Genomic DNA, 25,909 nt, shown 5'->3' with positions numbered 1-25,909 from the left:
GACTACGGTCCGCCGCGAATGGGTCAAGAACTTGCTGTCGAAGAAGCAGGCCCCTAAGGGCTGGCAGTACTTCACCGTGCACGCCATCACCCACCACGCGGAAACGGCCAGCGGCTATGACGGGAAGGTCGCCGCTGAGATGGTCGGGGCGAAGGTCGAAGAGTCCAACGCCTGGGCGTGGAACCCGCTCCGTGACCATGTCGCCAAGACGACGACGCGTCCGGAGTTTTCCCTGATCGCGCTGGTGTGCACAGGATATGAAAAGACGATCGCCAAGGACTCGTGGCGGTCCCCGAGCCAGACCCACCGGGACTACCTGAACCAGTTGGTTCTTTGGGGGTACACCGCGAGTGAGGTCGAGCAGATCATTCTCGACAGTGGCAAGCCAGCCGAGGTTGACGCCGCCTAAACTGGTACAGCCTTGCCGGGCGTCATCTGTCGCACCCGCCCGGCAAGGCCAGCACCAAACTCACGACACCAGGGCACGGAACCTTTCAGAAGTCGGGCGGTCCGCCGCCCTGGGCGAACCACAGCAGCCACTCACCAGCGGCGGACCGCCGTTCAACGCGGCTACCCATGCCGGCACCTGGTGCCGCGCTGTCACAAACGGCGAGGTTTCCCCGCGCAACTGGGTTCACGGAAACATGCTCAGCTACGCTGAGTTTGCAAGATCTCCTTTGTCCGAGGAGCGAAGACAGGCCGACCCTCCAGCCGGCCTGTCTTTGTTTAACCACCTACGCCGCCACAACCAGGTAGAACGAACCCGCCGCGTTCCGGCAAAGATTTAGACACGTTACTGCAGAGACAGCGAAGGCTCCGCACCCAACTGGTGCGGAGCCTTAACTGTGTGCCCCCGGTTGCAAAAGACCCGGCCGCCTTCAGGAGCTGGGACGGCAGCGGCGAGGCCTGGCCTGGGGAAAACTGTCCGGTCCCAACCCCGCACGCAACAGAGGCTGTGCACAGCCACCGTTCACCCAAGGCGAACGTGCGCACCGGCGGTGACATGGTGGTTGTGTGCATGTGGTCAGATGGGTCCCGTCGTCCAACTTGTGTGCGGGAAAAGCAGCGGAGCGGTTGGGCTTTTGCCGTGCACATGTGGGCGAGGGGCAAGCTACTGGGCCGCGGCGTCCCCGTCTTCTGTGGACGGGGAATTGTCGTCCGAGGTACGTGTGGTGGCCGGCTTCCGGCGACGCGCTGCGGCGCCGGATTCGAGTCCGAGCTTCTTCAGCTCTTCGGGGCTCCACCCGTCTTTGGTGGCGCGCACGTAGGCGCGCTTGTCTTCCCGTTCGGCGTCGGCGAGCTGCTCGCGCAGGTCCGTGATGCGCTGCCTGGTCTTGACCAGGTTCGTGACGGACTCGATACGCGAGTCCAGAAGGGCGCGGGCCTGATTGCGGGTCTGTTCAATATCAATGGTTGGCATGCCCCCACCGTAACCACAGGAGCAGCCGTTCGTAGGGCAGCGACGCGCAGCGGCGTGCCACTTCCCGACCAGCAAGGCACCAGAGGCAGGAAAAGAGCGGGAGCCGACTTCGCCGGAGCAAGCTGGTAACTTAGCCGGGCTAAGTTCGTGTCGCTCCCGGAAACTGCGTTCCGGTCGCGGCAGACTGGTGTCTGGTCCCGGGTGTTCCGGGTCGCTGCGCTGGCAGGGTAGGGGAGGGGCGGAAACGGATGAGCCAAGGCAACGGCTTCGCCGGTTGGAAGTCCCGCCGCCGCCGCGCGAACGTTGACGGTGGCAGGATGCACCGTCACGAGGTCAAGGTCAGCCCCGAAGAAGAGGCCCAGCTGCTGGCCCTGGCGGAGAAGCACCGCGTCACGATCCCACGGCTCCTGATCGAAGCAGCGTTGAACGAGGACAGCGAACGTCCGTCGGAGCGGCGTGATCAGTTCATGCAGCTTTCGAACCTTCAGCGGCTGATCGGGTCCGTGGCGAACAACATCAACCAGATCGCCCGGCACGCCAACTCAACGGGTGAAGTGCCACCTGATGCGGCGCCCGCGATCGCGCACGCCAGGAGCGTCATCATCCGCATCGACCGCCAGCTGGCCGACATGGCCGGCCGGTGATCCTGCCATGATTCCAAACATCACTCAGGGTGACCGCATGGCGGGCCTGATGATCTACCTTGCAGGCCCGGGACGTGCCAACGAACACGAGGAACCGCACCTCGTTGCCGGTGACTCCGCGCTCATGGCCTGGCACGACGACAACGAACTGAACCGCGGCGCTGCCCTGGATATCGCCAATGCACTGGACCGTGCCAAGCAGTTCTACAAAACGGACGTCGATGGCGGCCACGTCTTCCACTGCTCACTGAGCCTGGCGGCCGAAGAAGGCCAGCTCACCGACGAGCAGTGGGGCGCCATCGCCAACGACTTCATGAAGGACATGGACTTCACCGAGGACGGCGGAAAGGCCCCGGCCCGATGGGTTGCCGTCCGCCACGGACTGAGCAAGAACGGCAACGACCACATCCACATCGTGGCCAGCATGGTCCGCGACGACGGCACCAAATGGAACAGCTGGAAGAGCAAGTACAAGTCCCAACAGGTCGCCCGGGCACTGGAGAAAGAGTACGGACTCACCGAACTCGAAGCCGTCCGCGCCGAACGCGGATACACCCCCGCGGAACACGCCAAAGCCACCCGCCACGGACTGCCCGAGGTCGAACGCCACAGCCTCGCCCGCAAGATCCGCACCTGCGCGACAGCATCAACGGACGAAGCAGAATTCGTCCGCCGCGCCCGCCAAGAAGGCCTGCTCCTGCGGCCGCGCTACGCAGCCGGCCGAACCGACGTGGTGACCGGATATTCTGTTGCCGAACGGCCACGCAAGGGGGAGCGGGCCATCTGGTTCGGCGGTAACTCCCTGGGACGCGATCTCGCCCTGCCCAAACTCCGCAGTGACTGGGAGAGCACCCCCGAATCAGCAACCGCGGCCGTCGCGGAATGGAACGCCGCAGCCCGCAACCGCCGACCCGTAGCAGTGGGCAGGGAGACGATGCAGCCCTCTGCGGAACTGTGGAGCAAGTACGCCAACGACATCAGTACTCTCCGCGAGAAACTGGCCACCACGCCACACAATGATCACGCAGCCTGGGCGCAGGCCGCCCGCGAAACAGCAGCCGCATTTGGTGCATGGTCCAAGCGCATCGAACCCACCCCCGGGCCCCTGGCAGACGCCGCACGCGAGCTGTCCAAATCAGCCCAGCTCCGCCGCTACCCGAAGCGGCCCGCGGCCGCGCTGCCGTCGGCACGCGGCGCGACAATGATCCTGCTGGCAGCCACCTCCAAGAGCGAACGGGCAGCCTACGCCCTGATGTTCCGGCAGCTCGCCCAGACCGCGCGGGCTATCCACGACATGCACAAAGCCACCGACGACCTCCGCCGGGTCCGCGGTCTCGCCGCAGCCGTGACCGCTGCCAGCAAAGCCGTCGAAGCCAGCGCCACAACACAGACCATCAAGGCGCAACCCATCACCATGGAAGCACTGCGGGAACAGCACCCGGGAGCCAGCGAAGAAGCCCTCCGGGCACGGCTCATCGCCGAACGATCCCGCGGCCGCGCACCTGTCCCGACGACACTCACCAGGGCAGAAAAAACACTGCAGCAGGCCGGGCCTACCGGCCCACAGGAAACACGCGAAGACCACCATCCGAAACCAGGCATCGAGCGATAGGGGAGAAGCATGAGCGAAGCAGACGGAATGGACGAAGCAGTAGACGGGGCCATGCGTACAGGGCTGATGGTCGCCGCACGCATCGGGGAGCAACTGGCACGAATGCGGGAAGAAGAACAGCGCAACATCGCCGCCGCCGAAGAACACCGCGCACGCCAACTGCAGGAACGCTTCGACGCCCAACGCGCAGCCGCCCGCGCCCAGCTCGCACCAACCGCCAGGGACGACTGGTGGGACAAAGCCACCCCCGAAATGATCCAACAAGCTCACCAGACAGCCACAGCATGGAAGGCATACGACCCCGAGGCCTCTCAGGCGTCAGAACACATTAGGGACCAGGTACAGGCCCGGTACGGCATCGACGTTAACAACACAGGAGCGGACGAAGCGTCCGTTTTCGCGGCCCTAAGCCGGGCACAGCAAGCACAAACCGAAGCCGAAAACGGCCGGACCAAAGCCTCCGACGCCCGCACCGACGAGGTCGTGGCCGTGGCTGCGGTAGCTGGCGCCAACAGGCAGGACAAGGCAGCTCAAAAGGCCCAGGACGGACCGGGTTGCGACTCCCCGGAGCGGCGCCAGCAGCTGGCGGAAAGCCTCGAAGGCAAAGGCGACCGCGAAGCGGTCAACTCCCGACTCCTGGCCGACAAGCACCAGGGCACTCCGGCCACCGCCGCAGTCGCCCTAAAGCCGTCGCTGTCCAAAACATCAAAGATGACGAAACAGAGCGGCAAGGAAAAGATCCTGGAACGTGGGGGGCTCGAGCGCTAGAGGTTGTGGCTCCGCGCGGTCACTGCCGTCGAGTCAACACTGCCGGCAACGCCCACAACAATGCACACGCCTAAGCCCCCTAGGTCCACAAGCCCGCAGATCGTCTGGAATCGGTGGAAGGCGCTAATCGCCGTGAGGCCGCTCGCCCTGGCCCTGTGCGTGAACCGATTCGCGGCGACTGTATGATCCAACTACGAGGAATCAGAGAGGTGTGACGGCAACGTGGAGTCACCAGAATTCGATGTGGATGATGCCATCGTTCTTCTTTTGGGAAGCGAGCCTGGTCAGCAGGAACGACGGGGTGAAATTCGCGGTATAACCCGACTGGAAAAGTTGGTGTTCCTCATGGACAAAGAAACGTCCGCTGAGGAGTACTTTACGGAGGACCCGGAGTTTGAGGCCTACAATTTCGGTCCTTTTTCATCAAAGGTATACAAGGCCGTGGACACGCTGGTGGAAGCGGGCCTGGTCGAGGACTCAGCCCAGCTGAGCCGAACAGACGATGACATGTGGGAGTCCGAAAAACTCATCGGAGGCGACGACGAGTCCAACGCGTTCCGGACCCGCAACTTCCGGCTTACCCCCTTGGGTGAGGAGTACTTCGATGCACTTCAACAGGAGTTGCCCGCTAAGCTACTGCAACAGACGCAGAAGCTTAGGAAGCAGTTCTCCGGGTGGCCGTTGAGAGACCTTGTCCGGTATGTCTACCAAAAGTATGAGAGCTATACCTCTAAGTCGTTGATCCGAGACGACATTCTGGGTCCGCGCCGGATATGAATCAGGCCACAATTCTTGTCTACGCAATACCCTTTGCTATTGCCAGCTACATCGCCCTCTGGCCTGCTGGATCGCTGGCTTCAAGCCTTGGCGAGAAGCTGAAAACTAAAGAACGCAATGCACGGTCAAACCTAGTTAACGGAGCCATACGACATTTAAAGGGTCTTAGGGTACGACTGGACGAACTGTTCCGCGACTACGACGACGGCAACGACCTATTCCTGGTTGCGGTTGAACCAAAGGAAGTCCTCGAGCCCGCCCGCGAATATGTCCGACTCATGGTCTTACAGACCAAGATGGCCCGCCAGCTCCGCGTAGCTCAAAGACTGGCTAGGGTATCGTTTTGGATCCTCGTGGGATTCTCCGTCGCCATTACAGCGACCCTACTAACCTCCGCTGCAGAAACCCTTATCGGAATAGATCCAGCGCGGTGGGCCCTAGGCATTTCTGCGCTCATATTTGTGTGCGGAGGCGGTGTTTACATCGCGCTACTGCTGGTAGTTCGGCGGCTGGATTTTGCTCATGTGCAAGCATCGGAGCTTACAGGTGCAGACGACGACACTGTAAACCTGAACAGCCTGACAGGGGTTGAGGACTAATGGTTGTTTTGCCTTGGGACGAGGCTCCGATCCTCCGTAACAGGGAGGAAGAAAAGCTGTTGACTCCTCTCTTACATATGATGCGAAATCGCGGCTGGATCAACGAAAACAGCTTGATGCTCTCGGAGATGCCACTAAATGGAAGAAGAGCGGACCTAGCCACCCTGACGAAGAGCGGCATCGCGTCTGCTTACGAGATGAAGATTGGGTCGTTTCAGCGCGTGCTGGAACAGGCGATGTATAACCGGCTCAGCTTCGACAGGAGCTGGATTGTGGTGAATCATCGCCCTACTGCAAAAAATCTGGCTCAGGCACGCGAAAATGGCATTGGCGTTATCGTGCTGGATGACAAGATGTTCGTATTGTTATGGGCCGCTCGTCAGCAGGTAAGCCCAATCATCCGTGCAAAGATTCGTGCCATATTTCATAGGGGGACTAGAGGCTAGTGTTTTCCAACTTTTCGCACTATCTCGCTTTCGGTTCTACCGATCAGCAGACCCTTAATGCCTTGGCAGGTGAGTACAACGGGCTGGTTGTACCTGGAACCGTGGCAGCTTTTCGTGGCGAGGGAACCAAAGGCTTCGTGCTCGCACTTTCCGCCTCCTTATCAGTTCCGTACGCGGTCGACCCACGCTTTCCACTGTTCCAGAATGACCTGCGAGAACCGAAGAAGTCGCACCTCGCACTAGCGCGCGTCCTTGGAATCGAGGACTTGGTACAGCGAAATGGCGGCCTGCCGGTCGCCCTGCTCGATGACGAGCTAGCCGCCGCGATCGCTACACGATGGGTGCGATTTAACACTGGCTTCCAGAACTTAGCTCCGAAGGCATTTGATAAATACGCCAGACGACTCAAGAAGCCACTTCCTCAGATACAAGCAAACGGGCCAGCTCAAATAATGGCTCCCTATTTGATGTACGACGGGGCGCCAGAGACCAGGTTCTGGTCTGATTCCTTATGGGAAGCAACAAAATCCGCTGCGGTAGCAGCTGGAACCTCTCAGCCGGTCGTTCGGGTCTTGGCGGTAAAGGAACCCAAGCTCCTCTCCGACTTATTTGAAGACCAACATGACCCAGATGTCGTCATCTGGGTGAATAACTTGGAGGAGCCAAAGTCGACCCCGTACCGACTGGCTGATTACGCGGTGGAGGTCTCGCAACTCGCCGCCCAGGGCGCCAGTCCATTTGCACTGTACGGCGGCTACTTTGCAGTCATGCTCCGCGCAGTCGGGCTCAAAGGAATCTCCCATGGTGTGGGCTTCAGCGAACACCGCAACTACATTGAGCTGAAAAGTTCCGGCGGGGCTCCGGCCCGCTATTACGTCCGAAAACTACACCGTTACCTCCCCGTGGATCTTGCCAGTGAGATCTGGCGGCGCAGGCCCGAACTGGTTGACGACCCTGAAACGCCTATGGGGTTGATGGATCCCGCAGAGTTGGATTATCAGGCTCTCATGAAGCACTCCGTGCTGGCTCGGGCAGCAGAAATCCGGGAGTCAACCGGTTTTGGCCTCGTGGACCATATCCACGAACTCGAAGTGCTCTACAAGCGATTTTCCGACGGGGTTGCCACCATACGACTCACAACCGGACTAGAAAAACGAGCAAAGGAAAACGCAGGCCACTTATTACAGTGGAAGCAGGCACTGGAAGAAGCACTAGAACGCGTTCGATAGGTGGCTACTGCCCCTGAAAAATCCGCGGGGTCGCTGGTATCCGAACTCAAGCGGCTGGGGTAGTGAGTCGAAGGGTGTTAATCATCCGCCGCCTCGCCACGGGGAAGGTTCCGCATTAGGTTCGCGATGCTCCGGATGGAGGTGGCACTCTCGGACCAATGCTGACCGCCGCGACCGCAAGCATGAAAGTTCGTTACCCCGGCTTCCCTGGCAGCTTGGGCGAGTTCGTCCCAGGCCTTCCCTGGATGTCCATGTCCACGAGTTCCTCGGCGGACAGCGGCGCCCCAGGCTCGACTGCCGGGAGCGCCACCTCACCGGCCGTGGGACCGAGCACGGGTCCAACCGCGGTCGCCTGCCGGCGGGACTGGAAAAAATCCTTGAGTTTCATGGGCGGGCTCCGAGGACCGGTAGGCCGTACAGGTCTGCCGCGCGGTGGAATTCGGGGTCCGGTCCGACGTTTTCAGAGGTCAGTTGCAGCAGGCCGTTGCGGCTGGGGGAGAGGCCTTCGTCAGCCCGGCGGTCCCAGTAGGCCCAGCATCTGCCGGTCAGTGTTTTTGATGGGTAGCTGATACCAAGTGGTTCTGAGCCGTCGTCCAGCACTGTGCCGCGGATGACGTGGGCGAGGAGGGTTGTCAGGTCACGGTCGTCTCCGGTGAGGGAGCCGGCCGTGAGGAGCTGGAGGCGTTCGGTCAGTCCTGCCGTTGTCGGTGTATGGGCTTCGAGGGCCCGGAGGGTGGCGGCGTCGTCGATTTGGACCCACCATCCCTGACGCGGGAGCCGGATTTCGTAGATGGAACGGTCCATTTGCCAGTCCACGGAGATGGCCCAGGGGACGTCGATCCCGTTTTCCCGGGCCTGCGCCTGGACGCTCGTGATGTAGTCCTCGACCGTCCACCCGATGGATTCCGCGGCCTTGGCCACGGACGCGCGCTGCTGCCGGAAACCGAGCAACACCTCGGCGTAGGCGCACTGGCGGGAGTCGGCGAGGTAGATCGTCGAGCCTATGCTGTCGTACCGTCCCCGGGAATCGCTGGTTGCGGCCGTTCCGATGGGCATCGGGCCAACGATGGAATTCTTCCTGACCGACAACGCACCGTAGCGGTCCTTCGCCACCCTGAACGAAATCTGGCCGGCGGCCTGGACAAGGGTGAGCCCCGTCGAGGCGCACCGGCGCCCCTTGGCGGTCGTGATCATGCGGCGTAGGTGTCATTCACGAATGCTTCGGCTGCGCCCAAAACCTCACGGGAACGCAGCTGCTGGATGTAAAGGACAGGAAGTTCCTCGTCCAGGCGCGGGTTGGCGCCCATCAGCCAGGCCAACGCAACGTGCTTGCCTTCAGCGAGCTCAAGGGTCTTCCAGACGCGATGACCCAGGCGCAGCCGGGACTCGACTTCCGGGCGGGGTTCGGGGCCGTCAGGCTTGGCCCAGCGGAACGGCGACGTGCGGTCCTTCACGCCAGCCATGGTCTGGACGACCGTCGTACCCAGATTCTCGTTAAGTTCGCGCACGAGGTCGTGGATATTCATTCGGGTGGTTCCCAGATGAATGTCATGCCGGGTCGTTGCTTCCATGTCTCAATCGTCGCAGGCTTGCAAGGTTAAAGCAACGTAAATGCAACAGTAAACACGCGAAACTGGCGACTCGTCGCATTCGAGGGTGACTGGACCGTCCGTGCAGGCCTTAGGCCCGTTCTGATTGGGCAGCAAGAGCGGGTAGATGTAATCTGGAAATGAGTGTCACTTGAAGCTTAAAGCAAACAACTTTACATAATCTTCATTATCGGCGTTTGAAAATGGCTGGGGGAGAGGCCCGAAAGAGCCCCTCATCCCGGCTGTCGGGGAAACCGAAGGGTCTACCTTATACAAGGCCGGGTGCGCTGGAGAGAATGTAGTCCGCGGCGGCCGGTCCGGTCTTAATCTGTCTCGGGGCCGGCGCAGTATGCGCAATCCGGCTCGCAGTCGTCGGCAAGCTCTCTACGGGCCTCATTATCGGGTCGGGCTTCTCCAATTTTCAGGGCTTTTTGAAGGAGTGTATTCACATCGGCTTCCACTCTTTAAAGGTGTTTGGCCAAGTGCTTTTCGACTCCTACGGACAGCCAGGTCGCTGGAATGGAGATGGCTGCGTAGATGGCGCCGGCGATGATGAACAGGTTCAGGTATTTGAAGGAGGATGAGCCCGCCGAGTAGGCCTGGCTCATCAGTTCGGGAACGGCTACGGAGTATGCGAGGGACGTTGCCTGAAACAGCAGGACGGCGAACCCCATCAGTGACGGGAGTGCAATGCGCAGGCCCTGCGGGATGATGACGAAGCGCAGCGTGTCGGGGTGACTCATGCCAAGCGCCTGGGCGCCCTCGATTTCGCCGCCGGGAACAGAGGCGAGGCCGCCACGAATGTATTCGGCCATGTAGGCCGCCGCGGTCCATGTGAGGGCGAGTGTGGCCGATGCGAAGGCGCTCAACGTGATGCTGGCGTTGGGAAGCCCGTAGTACATCAATTGCAGTAATACCAGCGCCGGAGCACCGCGCCCGACCTCAACGAAAAACGTGGAAGTCCAGCGGAAGGCGGCGTTTCTGGACGTGATGCCCAGAGCGAAAACCAGGGCAAGGACGGTGCCGAAGAGCAGGCTCAGTCCGGTTAGGGCGAGGCTGATTTTGAGGCCGCCGAGAAGGGTGGGCCCGTAGTCAAGGACATCTTGGAGGATGGTGTTCATCGGGCCACGGCCTTTCGCATTTTGATGTCCAGGCTTCGGGAGATCATGCCCAGCGGCATGCTGAGCATGATGTAGATGGCCGCCGCGATGAAGTACACCACGATGCCCTGCCCGGACATCCGGGCGTTTTGCTGGGTGAGGTACACAATCTCCGCGACGCCGATGGTCGACACGATCGAGGAGTCTTTCAGCAGGCCAATGCCGTAAGTTGTGAAGCCGGGAATCGCCACCCGAAGTCCCTGCGGACCGATTATTTTGGTCCACAGGGTGATCCTGTCCAGGCCGAGGGCTTCGCTGGCCTCCCACTGGCCGGCGTTGACCGCGCCAAGTGCTCCGCGGAAAATCTCCGTGAGGTAAGCCCCGGCAACGACGCCCAGTCCGATGACGCCGGCCCAGAAAGCATTCAGTTTGAAGGTTCCGACGCTGATTCCGTAGAAGAGGATGAACAGCCAGACGATCGGCGGGATGCCTCGCAGGATGTCGATCACGGCCCGGGTCAGGAACCGGACGGCGGTACGGCCCGAACGGAGGCCCGCGAGCAAGGGCAGGGCCACCAGGCTGCCGATGCCCAGTGACACCGCGGTGACCAGCAGGGTCATGGGCAGACCGAGGGCGATGGCTTTGAGGATATCCATGTGCTCAACGCTCCAGTACAGCGCGGAGGAACCGGCGGGTGCGTTCATGCTGAGGGTCCCGCATGATTTGGTGCGGGTCCCCCTGTTCGATGATGCCGCCGTCGGCCATGACAACCAGGGTGTCGGAGACATTTTCCGCGAAGCCCATCTCGTGCGTGACAACGATCATGGTCATGCCGTCCGAGGCCAGCTCTTTCATGACTTCCAGGACTTCCACGCCCACCTCAGGATCCAGCGCAGAGGTGGGTTCGTCAAAAAGCATCACCTGTGGCCCCAGGGCAAGGGCGCGCGCGATGGCGATGCGCTGCTGCTGCCCACCCGAGCACCGCGACGGGTACTGTTTGGCTTTGTCTGCCAGCCCCATGCGCCCCAGCAGCTCCATGGACTTGGCATCGGCCTCCTCGCGGCCGCGTCCGAGGATGCGTTGCTGCGGCAGGCTGATGTTTCGCAGCACGGTCATGTGCGGGAACAGGTTGAAGTGCTGGAAAACCATGCCGGCACTGCGCCGCAAAGGTGCCAGGCTCTTGGCGGAGAGAGGCTTGGATGCGTCGATGCGGTGGCTGCAAATCTCGATCTGGCCTTTGTCCGGCCTCTCGAGCAGGTTGATACAGCGAAGCAGTGTGGACTTGCCGGCGCCGGACGGGCCGATCATGGCGGTCACTGTGCCGGGCGCGACCTCCAGGGAGACGTCCCTGAGGACCACGTTGTCTCCGTATGCCTTGGCCAGGTTGGTTACCCTGACCGCGCTTTGCCCTGTAATGAGCGGATCCTGGGTGATGCGTTGCATGGGTGAAGTCCTTTCGGGGGTCAATTTCGCTCAACTGGCCCAGGCGCGGGCGAAGCGTTACCGGAGAGCCAGAGTCGGTGGATGGCTGCCGCGATGGCCAGGTCCTCCCAGGGCATTCCCGTGGTCTTGAAGACAGTGGGCCGGGCGGACGGCACCGGTGGGCCGGCCTGGTGGAGACTTGCCAGTGTTGTGAGGTTCCCTGCGTCCAGTTCGCCGCTGTCGACGGCGTCGATGACTTCACCGGCCTCGGCCAACGCGGTGGTGACGGACTCAATGCAGACTCGCGCCCTGGACATCAGCTCCCGGTCCAGCTCCCTGTTGCCGGGCTGGTGGGAACCGGTGGCGACGACGGTGGCGCCGGGCCGCACGGAACGTCCGGAGAACAGGGGGTCGGGAGAGGCAGTGCAGCAGAGCGTGAAGTCCGCCGCACTCACCAGCGCCTCGGCTTCGTCCAGTCCATGTGGTGATACTTCCAGCGGCAGCTCGTTTTCGACCTTCGCCGCCAGGTCCGCGGCGGCCTTGGGATTGCGCGCGGCAACCGCGACCTTTTGCAGCCCGAAGACCGCGTGCAGGAACCTGACGTGTTCCCACGCCTGGACGCCGGCTCCGAAGACAAGGGCCCGCGGAATCGTCCTGTGCCCCAGCAGCCGGAGACCGAGCGCCGTGACGGCCGGGGTGCGGAGCCTGGTCAGGGCTGCACCGTCGATGATGGCAACGGGCTGCTGGGTGTCGCCGGCGAACAGTACATAGACGCCCTGGATGTCGGGCATGCCCCGCGAGCTGTTGCCGGGCGTCAGGGTGAGGATTTTTGTGCCGGCATACTCCCGTGAGGCGGCCGGCATCTGTAGCAGCTGGCCGTGCGGTGTTTCCAAACGGCTCCGGACGCCGTCGTGTTCGGGATCCACGCCGGCGGACAGCGCCTCGCTGAGGGACTGCGCAGCTGCCAGGGGCGCTAATGCGCTGACATCGCCCGGGCCAAGCACCGCGACGGGGGCATCCGGGTGCGGCGGAGCGGCGCTGGTGGGCATACGGGCTATCCGATGAGGCGCGGTGCGCCTGTGTCGGCACCGGTTTCCGGCAGGCCGGCGCCCTTGAGTGCGGAACCGATCGTGCCGTCTGACTTCATGGCGGTGATGGTTGCGTCCAGTGCAGCACCGAGTCCGCTGTTGGACTTGATGTACGGGAAGGCGATCTGAGCAGGCTCCTTGGATGCCTTGACTCGAGCATCGGGCTGCACGGCCGTCACCTTGTACTTGGAATCGCCCTTGTACATTTCTACGGCGGATCCGTAGCTGTCGATGCCTGTGTCGATGCGGCCGGCTTTCAGGTCGGCCTGCATTTCGACAGCGGAGGGATAGATCGTCAGCTTGTCACCGAGCAGGGCCTTCAGATCGGGAACCCAGAGGTAGCCATCCACTGTGCCCACCTTGCGGCTCTCGAGTGCGGGAACCTGGTCGACGTCCTCGGTGCTGACGGTGGCCATTTCATCCGTGTAGACGGGACTGGTCAGGCCGACGATCTTGTCCCGTTCGGAGGTCCGGTAGTAGGCGCCGATGGCCACATCTGCGCGGCTGGACTGCACTGCCGGGATGGTCCCGGCGTAGGAGGTTGGCTCGGCTTTGATCTCGAGGCAGTTGCGCTTGGCGAATTCCTTGATCAGTTCACCGTCGACGCCGGCCAACTGGCTGTTCGCGTAAGTGGAGAATGGCGGGAGTTCAGGCACGGCCACCGTCAGGGTGCCTGCGGTAAGGGTTTGGAATGAAGCCGCAGGCTTGCAGTCGGCTGCCACCGTCTTTGCGGCCTCAGTGCCGCACGCGGTCATCGAGGAGATGACGAGGGCGCCGAGGGCGGTAGCTGTCAGAACAGACTTCTTCATGGGGGATCCTCTGCTGGGAAACGGAGATGTGATGCGTGACACCTAATCGGTTGTCGATTACTAATAACAGATCACTTCGTCGCGCCTGTCAATAGGTGCGCCGCGCCGAAAGGTGCGGCTAGGAGTCAGCCGGACCGGTATTGGACAATGGATTACACAACACTCGGGAGGAAACCATGCAGCCCATCTCGTCCTGGGGCGGCCACGTCGATCCGTTAGCCCTCCAGCATCTGACCCTGAAGGATTCCGCCGAGGAAATCGTCCGCCGGGCACTCCTGAGCGGATCCATGAAGCCCGGGCAGATTTATTCGGCCAACAGCCTCTCCACCCAGCTGGGCGTGTCCAACAGTCCCACCCGCGAGGCCATGCTGGCGCTGGCAGGTAAGGGGCTTTTGGAAGTGGTCCGTAACCGCGGATTCCGCGTTGTTGAGATGTCGGACCGGGACAAGCAGGAGGTCTACGATCTCCGGCTGCTCATCGAAGTGGAAGCCGTCCGGCGCGTGACCGCGGAAGGCATTGGCGAGTCCGAGTCCGTGGCGCTGAAGGACCTTGCGGACAAGACCATAAACGCCGCCGAAAGCGAGGACATGCTCGAGTATCTGGAGACGGACCAGCAGTTCCACGCACACCTCGTAGGCCTGCTGGGAAACCGCCGATGGACGGCCATAGTGGAAAACCTCCGGGACCAGTCCCGGATCACCGGCTCCTACCACCTGCAGGAACGCGGGCTGCTCATGAGCAGTGCCGAGGAGCACCGGGGCATCCTGGAGGCCGTCCTTGCAGGTGACGAGAAGCTCGCCGCCGAGCGGATGTCGCGCCACCTCGACTATGCGCGCCCGAAGGCCGGTAAGGACTGAGCACTCCCAAGAATCGCCCGCCCTGCTCTGCAGGGCGGGCTTTTCTTTTCGATGGGCCTTTGCGCACCCTGGCCAGGGAGCCGCGAAAGAAATCTTGCGCCTGAACCCTTGACGACCGGCGTGACAGCGGTCACGATGTAGGTAATCCATAACCCATTATCGATCGCCTCACTATGCTCTTCTGAGGCGCGGAGCCTAGTCAGGAGAGAATTCGTGGCAAATCAGGTTGTTCCGCTGGACTTGAGCTATGGCAATCCCCAGCCCACGGAAGCGGAGGTTGTCATCATCGGCGGCGGCATCATGGGTGTCAGCACGGCTTGGCATCTGGCGGACCGCGGTGTAAAAAATATTGTCGTCATTGAGCAGGCCGAGCTGGGCAGCGGTTCCTCCGCCAAACCCCTCGGTGGCGTGCGTGCGAATTTTTCCGACCCGGGGAACATCCTCTTGGGCCAGCGGTCCCTCTCTGAATACGCCAGGTTTCCGGAGAAGTTCGGCGCGGACATCGGCCTGCAAACTGTCGGGTACCTGTTCCTCTGCCGCTCTTCGGGCGAGGTGGCGGATCTGGAGCGGGCCACCAATATCCAGAACTCCATGGGCGTGAACAGCCGCATGGTGTCGCCGGCAGAGGCCGCAGGAATCAATCCGCTGCTGGACCCCGCCGCCTTGGCAGCTGCGTCGTTCTCCCCCGGTGACGGCTTTGCCGAACCCGGGCTGGCCGTTGCAGCCTACGCGGCCGCGGCCCGTGAGCTCGGGGTGAAATTCCTCAACCGCACCCAGGTGGTGGACATCCACCGCAACGGCCGCTCAATCGAGTCGGTAGTTACCAACCGCGGCACCATCCGCACGGGCGCCGTGGTGTGCTGCGCCGGGGCGTGGAGTGCAGGCATCGGCAGTATGGCCGGCGTCGACCTGCCCGTTACCCCGGTGCGCCGGCTCATCGGCATGACCCGGCAGCAGAGCCAGCCGTTCCCGCGTGTCCCGTTCACCCTTGACCTTTCCACCACCATGTACTTCCACAACTACCTCAATGGCCTGCTCGTGGGCATCTCCCATGAGCAGGAGAGCGGGTTTTCCCGCGAGTTCAACTACGACTGGCTGCCGGAGTTCAACGCCGCTGCCTCAGTCTGCGCACCGGCGCTTGAGAACCCGGACCTCGAGTGGGGCTGGGCCGGACTCTATGAGAACACCCCGGACCACAACGCCCTCATCGGGCAGGCGGATGAGCTTCCCGGGTTCTTCTACGCGACCGGGTTCTCCGGCCACGGCTTCCTCCAAGGTCCGGCCGTGGGCGAACTCGTCACCGACCTTTACCTTGGCAAGCCGACATTCCTTGACCCTTCCCATTTCTCGGCCACCCGCTTCCAGGGGACAGAAACAGCCTTGCGGGAAGTCAACATCATCTGACCTTCAGCGCCGAATCAGTCACCCGACCAGAAAGGAACTATTCATGTCTTTCCGAGAACCCTGGCAGCTCCGGGCGGAGTTCGCCCGCAGATTGTCCACGATGTACGGCGAGGAAGTCCCGGCCTACAACACCCTCGTGGACGTCTCCACCGCAGTCAACGAAGACTACCTTCGCAGCAAGGGCGCAGAAGCCGAACGCCTGGGCAGCATCTCCCGGGTCACGGCCGAAAGGCACGGCGCCATCCGTGTCGGCGCCGCCCGGGAAATGGCCCAGGTGGCCCGCGTGTTCGCAGCGTTCGGCATGCACCCGGTGGGCTTCTACGACCTGCGGGATGCCTCCAAGTCATCCGTTCCGGTGGTCTCCACCGCCTTCCGGCCCGTGGATCCGGACGAACTGGCCAGGAACCCTTTCCGCGTGTTTACCTCCATGCTTGCCGCCGACGATCCCCGCTTCTTCAGTGCCGAGCTGCAGGAGCAGTTGCGAGAGTTCATCGGTTCACGCACCCTCTTCCCCCAAGAACTTCTGGACCTGGCGGACAAGGCCACTGACCAGGGCGGCCTCGAGGAAGACGAGGCTCACCGGCTCCTGGAGCTGGCCACCGCCGCGTTTGAACTGTCGGACCACCCCGTGGACCACGCCTGGTACCAGAAGCTCGAGTCCGTCTCAGCCGTCGCCTCCGACATCGGCGGGGTCAGCACTACTCACATCAACCACCTCACCCCCCGGGTGCTAGACATCGACGACCTCTACGGCCGGATGGAAGCACAGGGAATTACCATGATCGACGAGATCCAGGGCCCGCCCCGCTGGGACGGGCCTGACATCCTGCTGCGGCAGACCTCGTTCCGGGCTCTCTCGGAGGACCGGATCTTCCGGTTCGAAGACGGCAGCGTCGGCCCCGGCGCCCTGCGCGTCCGCTTCGGAGAAGTCGAACAGCGCGGCATAGCCCTCACACCGGCCGGCCGCGACCTGTACGACAGGATGGTCGCCGAAACCGACCGCCGCCTGGCAGCCGGCCAAGGCAATGGCGTCCGCGTCGACGTCGCCCGCGGAGTCTGGGAGGAAAATCTCCCCCGCACAGAGAAGGAACTGGCCCTGCAACAACTCGCCTACTTCACCTTCACTGTGGACAGCGACGCCCTGCGGAGCCACTATGGCGACTCCCTCCGCGGCAAGACCGTTGCGTTGACCGAGCTGATCAAACGCGGCGTCGCAGTACCCGAGCCCATCGTCTACGAGGACTTCCTCCCCCGCTCCGCGGCCGGCATCTTCCAGTCCAACCTCACCGACGAAGGCTCACGCGACGATGCCCAGACCGGCACCGACTACGACATCACCGTCATGTCCACCATCGTCGGCCGCACCGTGGCCGACCCGAATGAGCTCTACCAGCGCCAGCAGGACGCCTCCGTTGCCGCACTGGCAGAAGACCTAGGCACGACTGTCGAAGTCTGACCCGCCCGCAAAAACATACGAACCCCCAGAGGAGACAGAAAATGACTGAAACCATCCAGGAAACCACCCTCGCAGCATCCGTCAGGCGCGCACTAGAGGCCTGCGGCGTACCTACCGACGCCTTCGGCGGCGGCCACGAGGCATGCAGCCCCCTCACGGGCGAAGTGCTGCTCACCGTCCCCACCGCCACCGCTGAAGACGTCAATGAAGCCATCACGAAGGCCCACGAAGCCTTCCTGCAGTGGCGCGAAGTCCCCGCTCCCGTCCGCGGCAACGTCATCAAGCGCTGGGGCGAACTGCTCACCGAGCACAAGGAGGACCTGGCCGTCCTCGTCCAGGCCGAGGCAGGAAAAATCACCTCCGAAGCCCTCGGCGAGGTCCAGGAAATGATCGACATCTGCGACTTCGCCGTCGGCCAGTCCCGCATGCTCTACGGCAAAACCATGCCGTCCGAGCGCCCGGGCCACCGGCTGCAGGAAACGTGGCACCCCCTCGGCGTCGTCGGCGTCATCTCCGCCTTCAACTTCCCCGTGGCCGTGTACTCCTGGAACACCGCCCTGGCCTTGGTCTGCGGTGACTCGGTTGTCTGGAAACCGTCCGGCATAACGGTCCTGAGCGCCCTCGGCGCCCACGCCCTGCTGGCCCGTGCAATTAAGGACACCGGCGCACCGGCAGACATCCACCAGCTGGTTATAGCGGACCGCCACGCCGGCAAGGCGATTGTTGAGGACCCGCGCGTTGCGCTGGTCTCCGCCACCGGCTCCGTACGCCTGGGACAGGAGATCGCCCCGCGCATCGCCGCCCGCTTCGGCCGGGCCCTGCTGGAACTCGGCGGCAACAACGCAGCAATCGTGGCCCCCAGCGCCGACCTGGACCTCGCCCTGCGCGGCATCGTCTTCGCCGCCGCCGGCACCGCCGGCCAGCGCTGCACCACCATGCGCCGCCTCATCGTGCACGAGTCCATCGTCGACGAACTCACCTCGAAGCTCATCAGCGCCTACGGCACCCTGCGCATCGGCGACCCGACCGACCCGGCCACCCTGGTGGGTCCGCTGATCAATGAGAAAAGCTTCAACGACATGCAGAACGCCATCGCAGACGCCAAGGCACAAGGCGGAACAGTCCTTACCGGCGGCGGCCGGGTCCTCGCCGAGGAGCGACCGGAGGCATACTACGTCGAACCCGCCATCGTCCGGATGCCCCGGCAAAGCGAAGTGGTCCAGGACGAAACCTTCGCACCCATCCTCTACGTGCTGACCTACAGCGACTTCACCGAGGCCATCGCCCTGCAAAACGGCGTGCCGCAGGGCCTGTCCTCGGCGATCTTCACCAACGACCAGGCCGAGGCCGAAAAGTTCATCTCCGCGGCCGGCTCGGACTGCGGCATCGCCAACGTCAACATCGGCACCTCCGGCGCCGAAATCGGCGGGGCCTTCGGCGGCGAAAAGGAAACCGGCGGCGGACGCGAATCCGGCTCCGACTCCTGGCGTGTCTACATGCGCCAGGCCACCAACACCATCAACTACTCCGGCGAGCTTCCCCTCGCCCAGGGCGTCAAGTTCCTCTAACACCCCTTCCCCTGGGGCCCGGTCAGTCACCGGCCGGGCCACAGCACCTTTCCACACGTCAGATCTAGGAGCGCCGCCGATGGCAAGCATGTTCGACCTCATGGACGAATGGGGTCCCGAGAAGATAGTCGCCGTCAGCGACGCCAAGACGGGGATGAAAGGCGTCCTCGTCATCGACAACACCTCCCGCGGCATCGGCAAGGGCGGCACCCGCATGCAGCCAGGCGTCACCGTCGAGGAAATCGCCCGCCTCGCCCGCGTCATGACCTGGAAATGGGCCGGCGTCGACCTGTTCTACGGCGGTGCGAAGGCTGGCATCCAGGCCGATCCCAGATCCCCCTACAAGGAGGAAATCCTTCGCTCATTCGTGCGCCGACTCTCCAACGAGGTGCCCCGCGAGTACGTCTTCGGCCTGGACATGGGCCTGACCGAGAACGACGCGGCAATCATCGTGGATGAACTCGGCGACCGCGGTTCCGCCGTCGGCACGCCCTACGAACTGGGCGGCGTACCTTACGACCAGCTGGGCATCACGGGCTACGGCGTCGCCGAAGTGGTTGACCAGGCCGCCAGCCGGCAAGGGCTGCAGGGTTCACGAGTCGCCGTGCAGGGCTTTGGCGCCGTGGGGCACGCTGCCGCCTCACGGCTGCATGAGCTGGGCTACCAGGTGGTGGCGATATCAACCGCCCAAGGGGCCATCGCGGACGCCAACGGGCTGGACATTCCCGAGCTGCTCCGCCGCCGCACCGAGTCAGGCGACGCCCTGGTGGCGGACTTCCCGGAGCTGAAAATTGAGCCGGGCGACGAGCTCTTCGTAGACGCCGAAATCGCGGTTCCGGCAGCACTGCAGGACGTGATCGACGCGTCCGCCGCGGAGCGCATGGGTGCCCGACTCGTCGTCGAAGGGGCCAACCTGCCCACCAGCCCCGAAGCCCAGCAGGTGCTGCTGCGCCGGGGCGTCACCGTGGTTCCCGACTTTGTGGCCAACGCCGGTGGCGTGGTCAGCGCGGCCTTCGCCATGGACGCCCGCTACTCCCCCTTCCGCGCCGCGACCGAGTCCATCTTCAGCACGGTCTCGGAAAAGCTCCGCGCTAACACCGCCCAGGTGCTCGAAGCGGCCGAGAGCCGCTCGGTGACCAGCCACGAAGCGGCCCGCACCCTTGCCCAGGAACGTGTCCGGGCCGCCATGCTGCTCCGCGGCAAACCGTTGCCGCACTAGCATCAGCCATCAAGACGCACAGGAGTATGAGCATGTCCCCGTCAACAAACCAACCCGGTCACGCGGCAACAGAGGCGCTTGTTGATGAGCTGCGGCATTTGGGGCTGGAAGGCACCGTCGACGACTCGTCCCTCACACGGGGCATGTATTCGACAGATGCCTCCAATTACCGGGTGGTGCCGGAGGTGGTCGTCCTCCCGCGCTCAAAGGAGGACGTGATCACCACGGTGCAGGCGGCGGGCAGGCACGGCGTTCCTGTTACCGTCCGCGGGGCCGGCACGTCGTGTGCCGGCAACGCGGTGGGCCCCGGCGTGGTCATCGATTTCTCCCGGTTCATGAACCGGGTCCTGTCGGTCACCCCGGAGAGTTCAACGGCGGTCGTGGAACCCGGCGTCGTGCTCAACACCCTGCAGGCCGCAGCCCAGCCGTTCGGGCTCAGGTTCGGGCCCGATCCGTCGACCGCGGCCCGCTGCACCCTCGGCGGGATGATCGGCAACAATGCCTGCGGCCCGCACGGGCTCTCCTACGGGCGCACGGCAGACAACATCATTTCAATGACCTGGCTGACCGGCCGCGGCGACGTGCTCACGGTTGGTTCGGGGACGGCTGCCCTCAACGGCGTTCCGGGACTTGCCGCCTTCGTTGAGGACAACCTCGCGGTGCTGCGCACCGAGTTCGGCCGCTTCGGCCGCCAAATTTCCGGTTACTCCCTGGAGCACCTGCTGCCGGAGAACGGCCGCAACCTGGCCGCGGCACTGGTCGGGACCGAGGGAAGCTGCGGTATCCTCCTGGAAGCCACCGTCAAACTCGTTCCCCGCGCCACCGCGCCCGCACTGGCGGTACTCGGGTACAGCGATATGGCCAGCGCCGCCGACGACGTACCCAACCTCCTACCCTTCCGCCCGCTCGCTCTTGAAGGGCTCGACGCCCAGCTCGTGAACGTCGTGCGCCGCGCCCATGGCGCAGCGGGCGTGCCCAACCTGCCCGCCGGTGGCGGCTGGCTGATGGCAGAAGTAGGCGGGGACACGTCCGAAGAAGCCATCGAGGCCGCCGGCAAACTCGTCGCCGCCGCCAGCGCCATCGAGGCCATCGTGCTGCCCGCCGGACCCGAAGCCACCCGGCTGTGGCAGATCCGAGCCGACGGCGCCGGGCTCGCGGGGCGCACGGCCGCCGGGGAGCAGGCCTGGCCCGGCTGGGAAGACTCCGCCGTCCCGCCCGAAAGACTCGGCGGCTACCTGCGCGGCATGGAAGCGCTTCTGGCCGGGGAGGGTCTCTCCGGCCTGGCCTACGGACACTTCGGCGACGGCTGCGTGCACATCCGCATCGACTTCCCGCTCGAGCGGGACGCCGTGCTCATGCGCCGGTTCCTCGAGCGCGCCGCAGCCCTCGCCGCCGAGCACGGCGGCTCCCTCTCCGGTGAACACGGCGACGGCCGCGCCCGGTCAGAACTCCTCAAGACCATGTACAGCGCCGAAGCCCTCCGCGCCATGGAACAGTTCAAGGCGCTGCTGGACCCGGATGACCTGATGAACCCGGGCATCGTGGTCCGCGCGGCGCCGCTGGACGCCGACCTGCGCCGCCCCCAGGCGCTCTCAATGAAGGCAACCGACGGCTTCGCGTTCGCGCACGACGACGGCGACATCACCAAAGCGGTGCACCGCTGCGTCGGCGTCGGCAAATGCCGCGCCGATCTGCGACCGCAGGGCGGCTTCATGTGCCCGTCCTACACCGCCACCCTAGATGAGAAGGACTCCACCCGGGGACGCGCCCGGACCCTGCAGGAAATGCTTAACGGCGGGGTCGTTACCCTGGGCTGGAGCTCCCCCGAAGTCCACGACGCTCTGGACCTGTGCCTGAGCTGCAAGGCCTGCGCAAACGACTGCCCCACCGGCATCGACATGGCCATGTTCAAGTCCGAAACGCTGCACCAGACCTACAAGGGACGCCTCCGCCCGCTCAGCCACTACACACTCGGCAGGCTCCCCCAGTGGCTGAAACTCGCTGCGCCCGCTGCGGCGCTGATAAACGTGGTCAGCCGTGTTCCCGCGCTGCGGAAGCTGACGATGGCCATGATGGGCGCCGACACCCGCCGGTCCCTGCCGCCGCTTCCTTTGGTGCCATTCCGTTGGAGCAAAAGCGCCAAGCGGGCCCGGACAGCGGCCGGGCCCAAGGTCCTACTCTGGGTGGACTCCTTCTCCGACGCCATAGCGCCTGACATCCCCCGCGCCGCCCTGGAGGTGCTCACGGCGGCGGGTGCAGACGTCGCGATCGCCGGCCCCGGCGCCTGCTGCGGCCTCACCCTCATCTCCACCGGCCAGCTCACAGCGGCCAAAGCGAAGCTCCGGAAAACCCTCGACCTGCTCATTCCGCACGTCCGGGAAGGCCGGACCGTCGTCGGACTCGAACCCAGCTGTGCCGCAACCCTGCGCTCGGACCTGCTCGAACTGCTCCCCGACGATCCCCGTTCGTCTGAGCTGGCCGGCGCAGTGAAGACGGTCGCAGAGTTCCTCACCGGCATCGTCTGGACGCCGCCTCGGGCCGCAGAGAAACTCCTCGTCCAGCCGCACTGCCACCAGTACTCGGTCATGGGGTACGGCGCCGACCAAACACTCCTCGAGGCCATGGGCTGCGACGTCGAAACCTCCGCAGGATGCTGCGGCCTCGCTGGCAACTTCGGCATGGAAAAAGGACACTACGAGGTCTCCGAAAACATCGCCCGCGCCGGGATCCTCACCAAAGCAGACGCCGCCCCTGACCGGAAGATCATGGCCGACGGTTTCTCCTGCCGCACCCAGGTCCGCGACCTTGCTGGCCTCGACAGCCGTCACCTCGTCCAGGTCATCGCCGAAGCACTCCGGGCAGAAGGCCATTGACGCTTGCGTCTCGGACACCTGATTCCCACGAAGCAGCGGTTGGACCCGGTGGGGTTGGCGTCCAGTCCGGTGTCCGGTTGAGCTACACCCCAGCCTGACGCCGCGCCCGCCTGACCAGGGGGGATTCTGCCGTCGTCGGAGCTCGGGTCTGGTTCTGAGAAACGTCCCGAGCCGAGCGAGGTGACTTAGCCATCCCCTGCCTCCAAGCGATTCCCCATCAAGCCCCACATTTCGGCTCTTTCGCATCCTCGGGACGGACCGCCCCCTCAGTTTCCTGCCCCCTCGGACTGTCAGGATGGGATCTGAAAGCATCGTCTAGTCACTGTCAATGAAACGGAATTGCACGCTATTCTGACAGTCGGAATTTCGGCGAGACGACGTCCAAGAAACCTCGCCAGATGCGGCGGGTACCGTACCCTCTTTCGGCTTGGGTATGTCCTCCGGCTACTTGACCGAATATCCATCATGGGCGTTTCGAATAACAAGGGGGAGGCCGGGTTTTAGCGATTGGCGCAGCAGGTTCGTTTTGAACGTTACTGACTTCCTCCGTCTATTCTTGGACGGTGACCCTTATGACAGCTGTTCTTTCATTCGCGCTTGTTGCCGGGCTTCTGACACTGGTTCCCGGTCTGGACACGGCCTTGGTTCTTCGGTCATCAATTTCCAGGTCGCGAAGCTTCGCCTTTGCCACGGCGCTGGGCATCAGCACTGGTGCGATGGTCTGGGGCGTAGCTGCAGCTGTCGGCGTATCAGCGCTGCTGGCAGCCTCTGAGTTCGCCTACCGCGTGCTCACACTCGCCGGAGCGGCCTACATGGTGTGGCTGGGGGCGTCTCTCCTGTGGAAGAGCGTGCGGAAAGAGAAACTCCCTGCCACACAGGCAGGTGGGGTGGCTGAACCAATCTCGGGGAAAAATGAACTGTTCAAAGGTTGGCTTACGGGTACCGGAACCAACCTGCTAAATCCCAAGGTGGGTGTCTTTTACATCGCCACCATTCCCCAGTTCATTCCCGCAGGCGCCTCGCCCCTGCTGATGGGCGTGCTGCTCGCCGGCGTCCACTGCCTGCTGGCCATGGTTTGGTTCACGTTGCTGATTTTCGGCACAGGCTACGCCGCCCGTTGGCTCAAAGGCGCCCGAAGCATCCGCATCATCGACAGCATCACCGGAACTGTCCTCGTGGGTTTCGGGGTAAAACTGGCCCTCGAACCTGCCCACTAGACGATATGAGTTAGGAGGAGTCTGGGCCCGTTGTGGGTTCCAGGTCCTTCTGAAGGCCATTATCGCCGCCGCCGATCCCGGAGCGCCCCGTTCCGAGGAGGGGGCATCCCAGGGTGTTGCTTTGGGGGCGCTCCGGATCGTTTGCCGGCGTGGATGGCCTCTATCAGAAGGGCCCGGAAGGACCGTCTTGAGGGGCTGGAACCTCCTTTTCAAAGCAAGACGTGGGTTGCCTGCCACACTTGGCGGACAGGTAGAGCCACATTTGAAATTTTGGAGGTTCCAGCTATGTTCGAGCGTACAAGCGTGGGCCTGGATGTCCATGCCCGAAGCGTCGTAGCCTGTGCATTGGACGGTCTGACCGGGGAAGTTTTCCGGCACCGTCTGACTCCTGACCGGGATGAGATTCTTGCCTGGATCATCTCGCTGCCGCCACCGGTGAAAGTCGTTTACGAGGCGGGCCCGACAGGTTTCGGTTTAGCCAGGTTCCTGGGATCTGCCGGCATCGATACCGTGGTCGCGGCGCCGTCGAAGCTTCAGCGCCCCTCCGGTGACCGGGTCAAGACCGATGCGAAAGATGCCCTGCACCTGGCCCGCTTACTCAAACTCGGTGAGATCACCGCGGTCCAGGTCCCCTCGGTAGAGCAGGAGGCAGCCCGTGATCTTGTCCGCTCCCGTGAGGATCTCCGCGGGGACCTGATGCGTTCCCGGCACCGGATCTCCAAGCTCTTGTTGCGCCAGGGCATCGTATATTCGGGTGGGCAGGCATGGACCGCAGCTCACGAACTGTGGTTGGCCCGCCAACATTTTGATGCTCCGGCACGACAACTGACCTATGAATCCTCACTGGAGGCCATGCATGAGATCTCTGACCGTCGTGACCGCCTCGATCAGGCGATTACGGTCATGGCATATGGAAGCGGATACACGCCGGTAGTCCGAGCGTTACAGTGCTTGCGCGGTATCTCTACGCTGACCGCGTTCGGCCTCGCTGTCGAGATCGGCGACTGGGACCGCTTCACCGGCTCCACGATCGGCGCTTATTTGGGTCTGGTTCCCACTGAGCATTCCTCAGGAGCGTCCCGGTCCCAAGGCTCCATCACGAAAACTGGCAACAGCCACGCCCGCCGGCTTCTCGTTGAAGCGGCCTGGCACCACCGCCGACCATACAACACCCCGTCCCGGCTCATGCGCTCCCGCTGGGAAGAAGCCAACTCCGAAGCACGAATCCGCGGCCACGCCGGAAACCGGCGCCTGCACGAACGCTGGATCAAATACCTCGAACGCCGCAAGCGCCCCGTCATCGCCAACGTTGCCATCGCCCGCGAGCTCTCCGGCTGGTGCTGGTCCCTGGCAACCGGAAACCCAGCAACACGACATTCGCCTATCTGACCTCCGTTCCTTCCGAGGAACGGAAACAGCCGGGGATGCAACGGGTAAATGGTTTCTTGCAGCGCGTGGAGTAAACCCGCGATACAGCTATGGGCAGCCCTTAAAGGACCACGCCCGATATTGCTAGACCAGCGGTAACCTCCAGCCGAACACATCGTCCTGCGGTAACCAACCCGCGCATATCAGTCTGACCGCGCCGTCGCCAACGACATGCTAACCCAACACCCGTGCTCACCCGGCAACTAAAAGGAAGCAGTCCCGAGGGCCTTAAACCTTGGGACTGCTTCCCCATGCTCTTGACAGGCCGGAACTACATATCAGCTGTCTTTGCTGTTCGGCGGTACTTAGGAGGCCCGCGAACGGCCGCAGAATTGCCCTTACGGTGCGGGCCGCAGGACGCACGGAAACTTGGTGGAAGTAATC

At 63.4% G+C, this 25,909-nt stretch carries 25 protein-coding genes and 1 pseudogene; 16 read left to right on the top strand and 10 right to left on the bottom strand.

What is annotated here, in order from left to right:
- Positions 1–409, top strand: a pseudogene (locus FHJ30_RS21115) (chromosome partitioning protein ParB); the annotation flags it as partial.
- 85 nt (positions 410–494) lie between these two features.
- On the opposite strand, the gene FHJ30_RS21490 reads toward FHJ30_RS21115, so the two are convergent.
- Both FHJ30_RS21490 and FHJ30_RS21110 read right to left on the bottom strand, forming a co-directional pair.
- Positions 495–638: a hypothetical protein gene (locus tag FHJ30_RS21490; RefSeq protein ID WP_171059164.1), complete on the bottom strand. Its 144-nt coding sequence runs from the start codon at positions 636–638 to the stop codon at positions 495–497.
- Between the two features lie 473 nt (positions 639–1,111).
- The gene (locus tag FHJ30_RS21110) at positions 1,112–1,420 is read right to left on the bottom strand and encodes a hypothetical protein (protein WP_139031199.1); all 309 of its coding nucleotides are present in this window, start codon (positions 1,418–1,420) and stop codon (positions 1,112–1,114) included.
- Positions 1,421–1,668: 248 nt separating this feature from the next.
- Between FHJ30_RS21110 and mobC the strand changes: the two genes are divergently transcribed.
- The 7 genes from mobC to FHJ30_RS21075 all read left to right on the top strand — a co-directional run bounded on the left by mobC (position 1,669) and on the right by FHJ30_RS21075 (position 7,495).
- Positions 1,669–2,064 carry a plasmid mobilization relaxosome protein MobC gene (gene mobC / locus FHJ30_RS21105; protein WP_139031198.1) on the top strand — a complete coding sequence of 132 codons (396 nt, stop codon included), beginning with the start codon at positions 1,669–1,671 and terminating at the stop codon, positions 2,062–2,064.
- 7 nt (positions 2,065–2,071) lie between these two features.
- Entirely contained in the window at positions 2,072–3,676 is a 1,605-nt protein-coding gene (locus FHJ30_RS21100; RefSeq protein ID WP_139031197.1) for a relaxase/mobilization nuclease domain-containing protein, read from the top strand.
- A 9-nt stretch (positions 3,677–3,685) separates the two neighbouring features.
- Positions 3,686–4,444 carry a hypothetical protein gene (locus tag FHJ30_RS21095; RefSeq protein WP_139031196.1) on the top strand — a complete coding sequence of 253 codons (759 nt, stop codon included), beginning with the start codon at positions 3,686–3,688 and terminating at the stop codon, positions 4,442–4,444.
- A 222-nt stretch (positions 4,445–4,666) separates the two neighbouring features.
- Complete coding sequence (locus FHJ30_RS21090; protein ID WP_139031195.1) at positions 4,667–5,221, top strand: hypothetical protein; 555 nt, start codon at positions 4,667–4,669, stop codon at positions 5,219–5,221.
- Positions 5,218–5,820, top strand: a complete 603-nt coding sequence (locus FHJ30_RS21085; protein ID WP_012311543.1) for a hypothetical protein — start codon at positions 5,218–5,220, stop codon at positions 5,818–5,820. The genes FHJ30_RS21090 and FHJ30_RS21085 overlap by 4 nt, the downstream gene beginning before the upstream one ends.
- Complete coding sequence (locus tag FHJ30_RS21080; protein ID WP_012311542.1) at positions 5,820–6,266, top strand: hypothetical protein; 447 nt, start codon at positions 5,820–5,822, stop codon at positions 6,264–6,266. Before FHJ30_RS21085 ends, FHJ30_RS21080 begins: the two co-directional genes overlap by 1 nt.
- Positions 6,266–7,495: a hypothetical protein gene (locus tag FHJ30_RS21075; RefSeq protein ID WP_139031194.1), complete on the top strand. Its 1,230-nt coding sequence runs from the start codon at positions 6,266–6,268 to the stop codon at positions 7,493–7,495. The genes FHJ30_RS21080 and FHJ30_RS21075 overlap by 1 nt, the downstream gene beginning before the upstream one ends.
- 193 nt (positions 7,496–7,688) lie before the next feature.
- On the opposite strand, the gene FHJ30_RS21070 is transcribed toward FHJ30_RS21075, so the two are convergent.
- From FHJ30_RS21070 to FHJ30_RS21035, 8 genes are all read right to left on the bottom strand, one after another.
- Positions 7,689–7,883: a hypothetical protein gene (locus tag FHJ30_RS21070; protein WP_139031193.1), complete on the bottom strand. Its 195-nt coding sequence runs from the start codon at positions 7,881–7,883 to the stop codon at positions 7,689–7,691.
- On the bottom strand, positions 7,880–8,689 hold the full coding sequence (locus FHJ30_RS21065) for a hypothetical protein (protein WP_139031192.1): 810 nt from the start codon (positions 8,687–8,689) through the stop codon (positions 7,880–7,882). Before FHJ30_RS21065 ends, FHJ30_RS21070 begins: the two co-directional genes overlap by 4 nt.
- A complete protein-coding gene (locus FHJ30_RS21060) occupies positions 8,686–9,066 on the bottom strand; it encodes a hypothetical protein (protein ID WP_012311538.1) in 381 nt (126 codons plus the stop codon). Before FHJ30_RS21060 ends, FHJ30_RS21065 begins: the two co-directional genes overlap by 4 nt.
- 482 nt (positions 9,067–9,548) lie before the next feature.
- A complete protein-coding gene (locus FHJ30_RS21055; protein WP_139031191.1) occupies positions 9,549–10,205 on the bottom strand; it encodes an amino acid ABC transporter permease in 657 nt (218 codons plus the stop codon).
- On the bottom strand, positions 10,202–10,888 hold the full coding sequence (locus FHJ30_RS21050) for an amino acid ABC transporter permease (RefSeq protein WP_139031190.1): 687 nt from the start codon (positions 10,886–10,888) through the stop codon (positions 10,202–10,204). Before FHJ30_RS21050 ends, FHJ30_RS21055 begins: the two co-directional genes overlap by 4 nt.
- Positions 10,845–11,627 carry an amino acid ABC transporter ATP-binding protein gene (locus FHJ30_RS21045; protein ID WP_139031189.1) on the bottom strand — a complete coding sequence of 261 codons (783 nt, stop codon included), beginning with the start codon at positions 11,625–11,627 and terminating at the stop codon, positions 10,845–10,847. The genes FHJ30_RS21050 and FHJ30_RS21045 overlap by 44 nt, the downstream gene beginning before the upstream one ends.
- 20 nt (positions 11,628–11,647) lie before the next feature.
- A complete protein-coding gene (locus FHJ30_RS21040; protein ID WP_139031188.1) occupies positions 11,648–12,655 on the bottom strand; it encodes an ornithine cyclodeaminase family protein in 1,008 nt (335 codons plus the stop codon).
- 5 nt (positions 12,656–12,660) lie between these two features.
- Positions 12,661–13,503, bottom strand: a complete 843-nt coding sequence (locus FHJ30_RS21035; protein WP_139031187.1) for an ABC transporter substrate-binding protein — start codon at positions 13,501–13,503, stop codon at positions 12,661–12,663.
- A gap of 176 nt (positions 13,504–13,679) precedes the next feature.
- On the opposite strand from FHJ30_RS21035, the gene FHJ30_RS21030 reads away from it, so the two are divergent.
- The 8 genes from FHJ30_RS21030 (at position 13,680) to FHJ30_RS20995 (ending at position 25,486) form a co-directional block, all read left to right on the top strand.
- Positions 13,680–14,360 carry a GntR family transcriptional regulator gene (locus tag FHJ30_RS21030; protein WP_139031186.1) on the top strand — a complete coding sequence of 227 codons (681 nt, stop codon included), beginning with the start codon at positions 13,680–13,682 and terminating at the stop codon, positions 14,358–14,360.
- A gap of 213 nt (positions 14,361–14,573) precedes the next feature.
- The gene (locus tag FHJ30_RS21025) at positions 14,574–15,764 is read left to right on the top strand and encodes an FAD-binding oxidoreductase (protein WP_139031185.1); all 1,191 of its coding nucleotides are present in this window, start codon (positions 14,574–14,576) and stop codon (positions 15,762–15,764) included.
- 43 nt (positions 15,765–15,807) lie between these two features.
- The gene (locus FHJ30_RS21020) at positions 15,808–17,220 is read left to right on the top strand and encodes a 2-oxoadipate dioxygenase/decarboxylase family protein (RefSeq protein ID WP_139031184.1); all 1,413 of its coding nucleotides are present in this window, start codon (positions 15,808–15,810) and stop codon (positions 17,218–17,220) included.
- A 41-nt stretch (positions 17,221–17,261) separates the two neighbouring features.
- The gene (locus tag FHJ30_RS21015) at positions 17,262–18,788 is read left to right on the top strand and encodes an aldehyde dehydrogenase family protein (protein WP_139031183.1); all 1,527 of its coding nucleotides are present in this window, start codon (positions 17,262–17,264) and stop codon (positions 18,786–18,788) included.
- Between the two features lie 79 nt (positions 18,789–18,867).
- The gene (locus tag FHJ30_RS21010; protein WP_240793794.1) at positions 18,868–20,007 is read left to right on the top strand and encodes a Glu/Leu/Phe/Val dehydrogenase; all 1,140 of its coding nucleotides are present in this window, start codon (positions 18,868–18,870) and stop codon (positions 20,005–20,007) included.
- A gap of 32 nt (positions 20,008–20,039) precedes the next feature.
- Positions 20,040–22,880 (top strand): FAD-binding and (Fe-S)-binding domain-containing protein, encoded by a 2,841-nt coding sequence (locus FHJ30_RS21005; protein WP_139031182.1) that lies wholly within the window; start codon positions 20,040–20,042, stop codon positions 22,878–22,880.
- Between the two features lie 572 nt (positions 22,881–23,452).
- Entirely contained in the window at positions 23,453–24,097 is a 645-nt protein-coding gene (locus FHJ30_RS21000) for a LysE family translocator (protein ID WP_306669401.1), read from the top strand.
- A gap of 285 nt (positions 24,098–24,382) precedes the next feature.
- Positions 24,383–25,486 (top strand): IS110 family transposase, encoded by a 1,104-nt coding sequence (locus FHJ30_RS20995; protein WP_139031166.1) that lies wholly within the window; start codon positions 24,383–24,385, stop codon positions 25,484–25,486.
- Positions 25,487–25,909 lie beyond the last annotated feature (423 nt).

This window comes from Arthrobacter sp. BB-1, assembly GCF_006151685.1.
GTDB lineage: Bacteria > Actinomycetota > Actinomycetes > Actinomycetales > Micrococcaceae > Arthrobacter.
Note: the sequence above shows the minus strand (reverse complement) of the source record. Positions and strands in the feature narration are given on the sequence as shown.

What these genes read in the sequence shown, in the direction of transcription:
- FHJ30_RS21110 (WP_139031199.1), bottom strand. Translation starts at nt 1,420, where the DNA reads ATGCCAACCATTGATATTGAACAGACCCGCAATCAGGCCCGCGCCCTT.
- mobC (WP_139031198.1), top strand. Translation starts at nt 1,669, where the DNA reads ATGAGCCAAGGCAACGGCTTCGCCGGTTGGAAGTCCCGCCGCCGCCGC.
- FHJ30_RS21100 (WP_139031197.1), top strand. Translation starts at nt 2,072, where the DNA reads ATGATTCCAAACATCACTCAGGGTGACCGCATGGCGGGCCTGATGATC.
- FHJ30_RS21095 (WP_139031196.1), top strand. Translation starts at nt 3,686, where the DNA reads ATGAGCGAAGCAGACGGAATGGACGAAGCAGTAGACGGGGCCATGCGT.
- FHJ30_RS21085 (WP_012311543.1), top strand. Translation starts at nt 5,218, where the DNA reads ATGAATCAGGCCACAATTCTTGTCTACGCAATACCCTTTGCTATTGCC.
- FHJ30_RS21080 (WP_012311542.1), top strand. Translation starts at nt 5,820, where the DNA reads ATGGTTGTTTTGCCTTGGGACGAGGCTCCGATCCTCCGTAACAGGGAG.
- FHJ30_RS21070 (WP_139031193.1), bottom strand. Translation starts at nt 7,883, where the DNA reads ATGAAACTCAAGGATTTTTTCCAGTCCCGCCGGCAGGCGACCGCGGTT.
- FHJ30_RS21065 (WP_139031192.1), bottom strand. Translation starts at nt 8,689, where the DNA reads ATGATCACGACCGCCAAGGGGCGCCGGTGCGCCTCGACGGGGCTCACC.
- FHJ30_RS21060 (WP_012311538.1), bottom strand. Translation starts at nt 9,066, where the DNA reads ATGGAAGCAACGACCCGGCATGACATTCATCTGGGAACCACCCGAATG.
- FHJ30_RS21055 (WP_139031191.1), bottom strand. Translation starts at nt 10,205, where the DNA reads ATGAACACCATCCTCCAAGATGTCCTTGACTACGGGCCCACCCTTCTC.
- FHJ30_RS21050 (WP_139031190.1), bottom strand. Translation starts at nt 10,888, where the DNA reads ATGAACGCACCCGCCGGTTCCTCCGCGCTGTACTGGAGCGTTGAGCAC.
- FHJ30_RS21045 (WP_139031189.1), bottom strand. Translation starts at nt 11,627, where the DNA reads ATGCAACGCATCACCCAGGATCCGCTCATTACAGGGCAAAGCGCGGTC.
- FHJ30_RS21040 (WP_139031188.1), bottom strand. Translation starts at nt 12,655, where the DNA reads ATGCCCACCAGCGCCGCTCCGCCGCACCCGGATGCCCCCGTCGCGGTG.
- FHJ30_RS21035 (WP_139031187.1), bottom strand. Translation starts at nt 13,503, where the DNA reads ATGAAGAAGTCTGTTCTGACAGCTACCGCCCTCGGCGCCCTCGTCATC.
- FHJ30_RS21030 (WP_139031186.1), top strand. Translation starts at nt 13,680, where the DNA reads ATGCAGCCCATCTCGTCCTGGGGCGGCCACGTCGATCCGTTAGCCCTC.
- FHJ30_RS21020 (WP_139031184.1), top strand. Translation starts at nt 15,808, where the DNA reads ATGTCTTTCCGAGAACCCTGGCAGCTCCGGGCGGAGTTCGCCCGCAGA.
- FHJ30_RS21015 (WP_139031183.1), top strand. Translation starts at nt 17,262, where the DNA reads ATGACTGAAACCATCCAGGAAACCACCCTCGCAGCATCCGTCAGGCGC.
- FHJ30_RS21010 (WP_240793794.1), top strand. Translation starts at nt 18,868, where the DNA reads ATGGCAAGCATGTTCGACCTCATGGACGAATGGGGTCCCGAGAAGATA.
- FHJ30_RS21005 (WP_139031182.1), top strand. Translation starts at nt 20,040, where the DNA reads ATGTCCCCGTCAACAAACCAACCCGGTCACGCGGCAACAGAGGCGCTT.
- FHJ30_RS21000 (WP_306669401.1), top strand. Translation starts at nt 23,453, where the DNA reads ATGACAGCTGTTCTTTCATTCGCGCTTGTTGCCGGGCTTCTGACACTG.
- FHJ30_RS20995 (WP_139031166.1), top strand. Translation starts at nt 24,383, where the DNA reads ATGTTCGAGCGTACAAGCGTGGGCCTGGATGTCCATGCCCGAAGCGTC.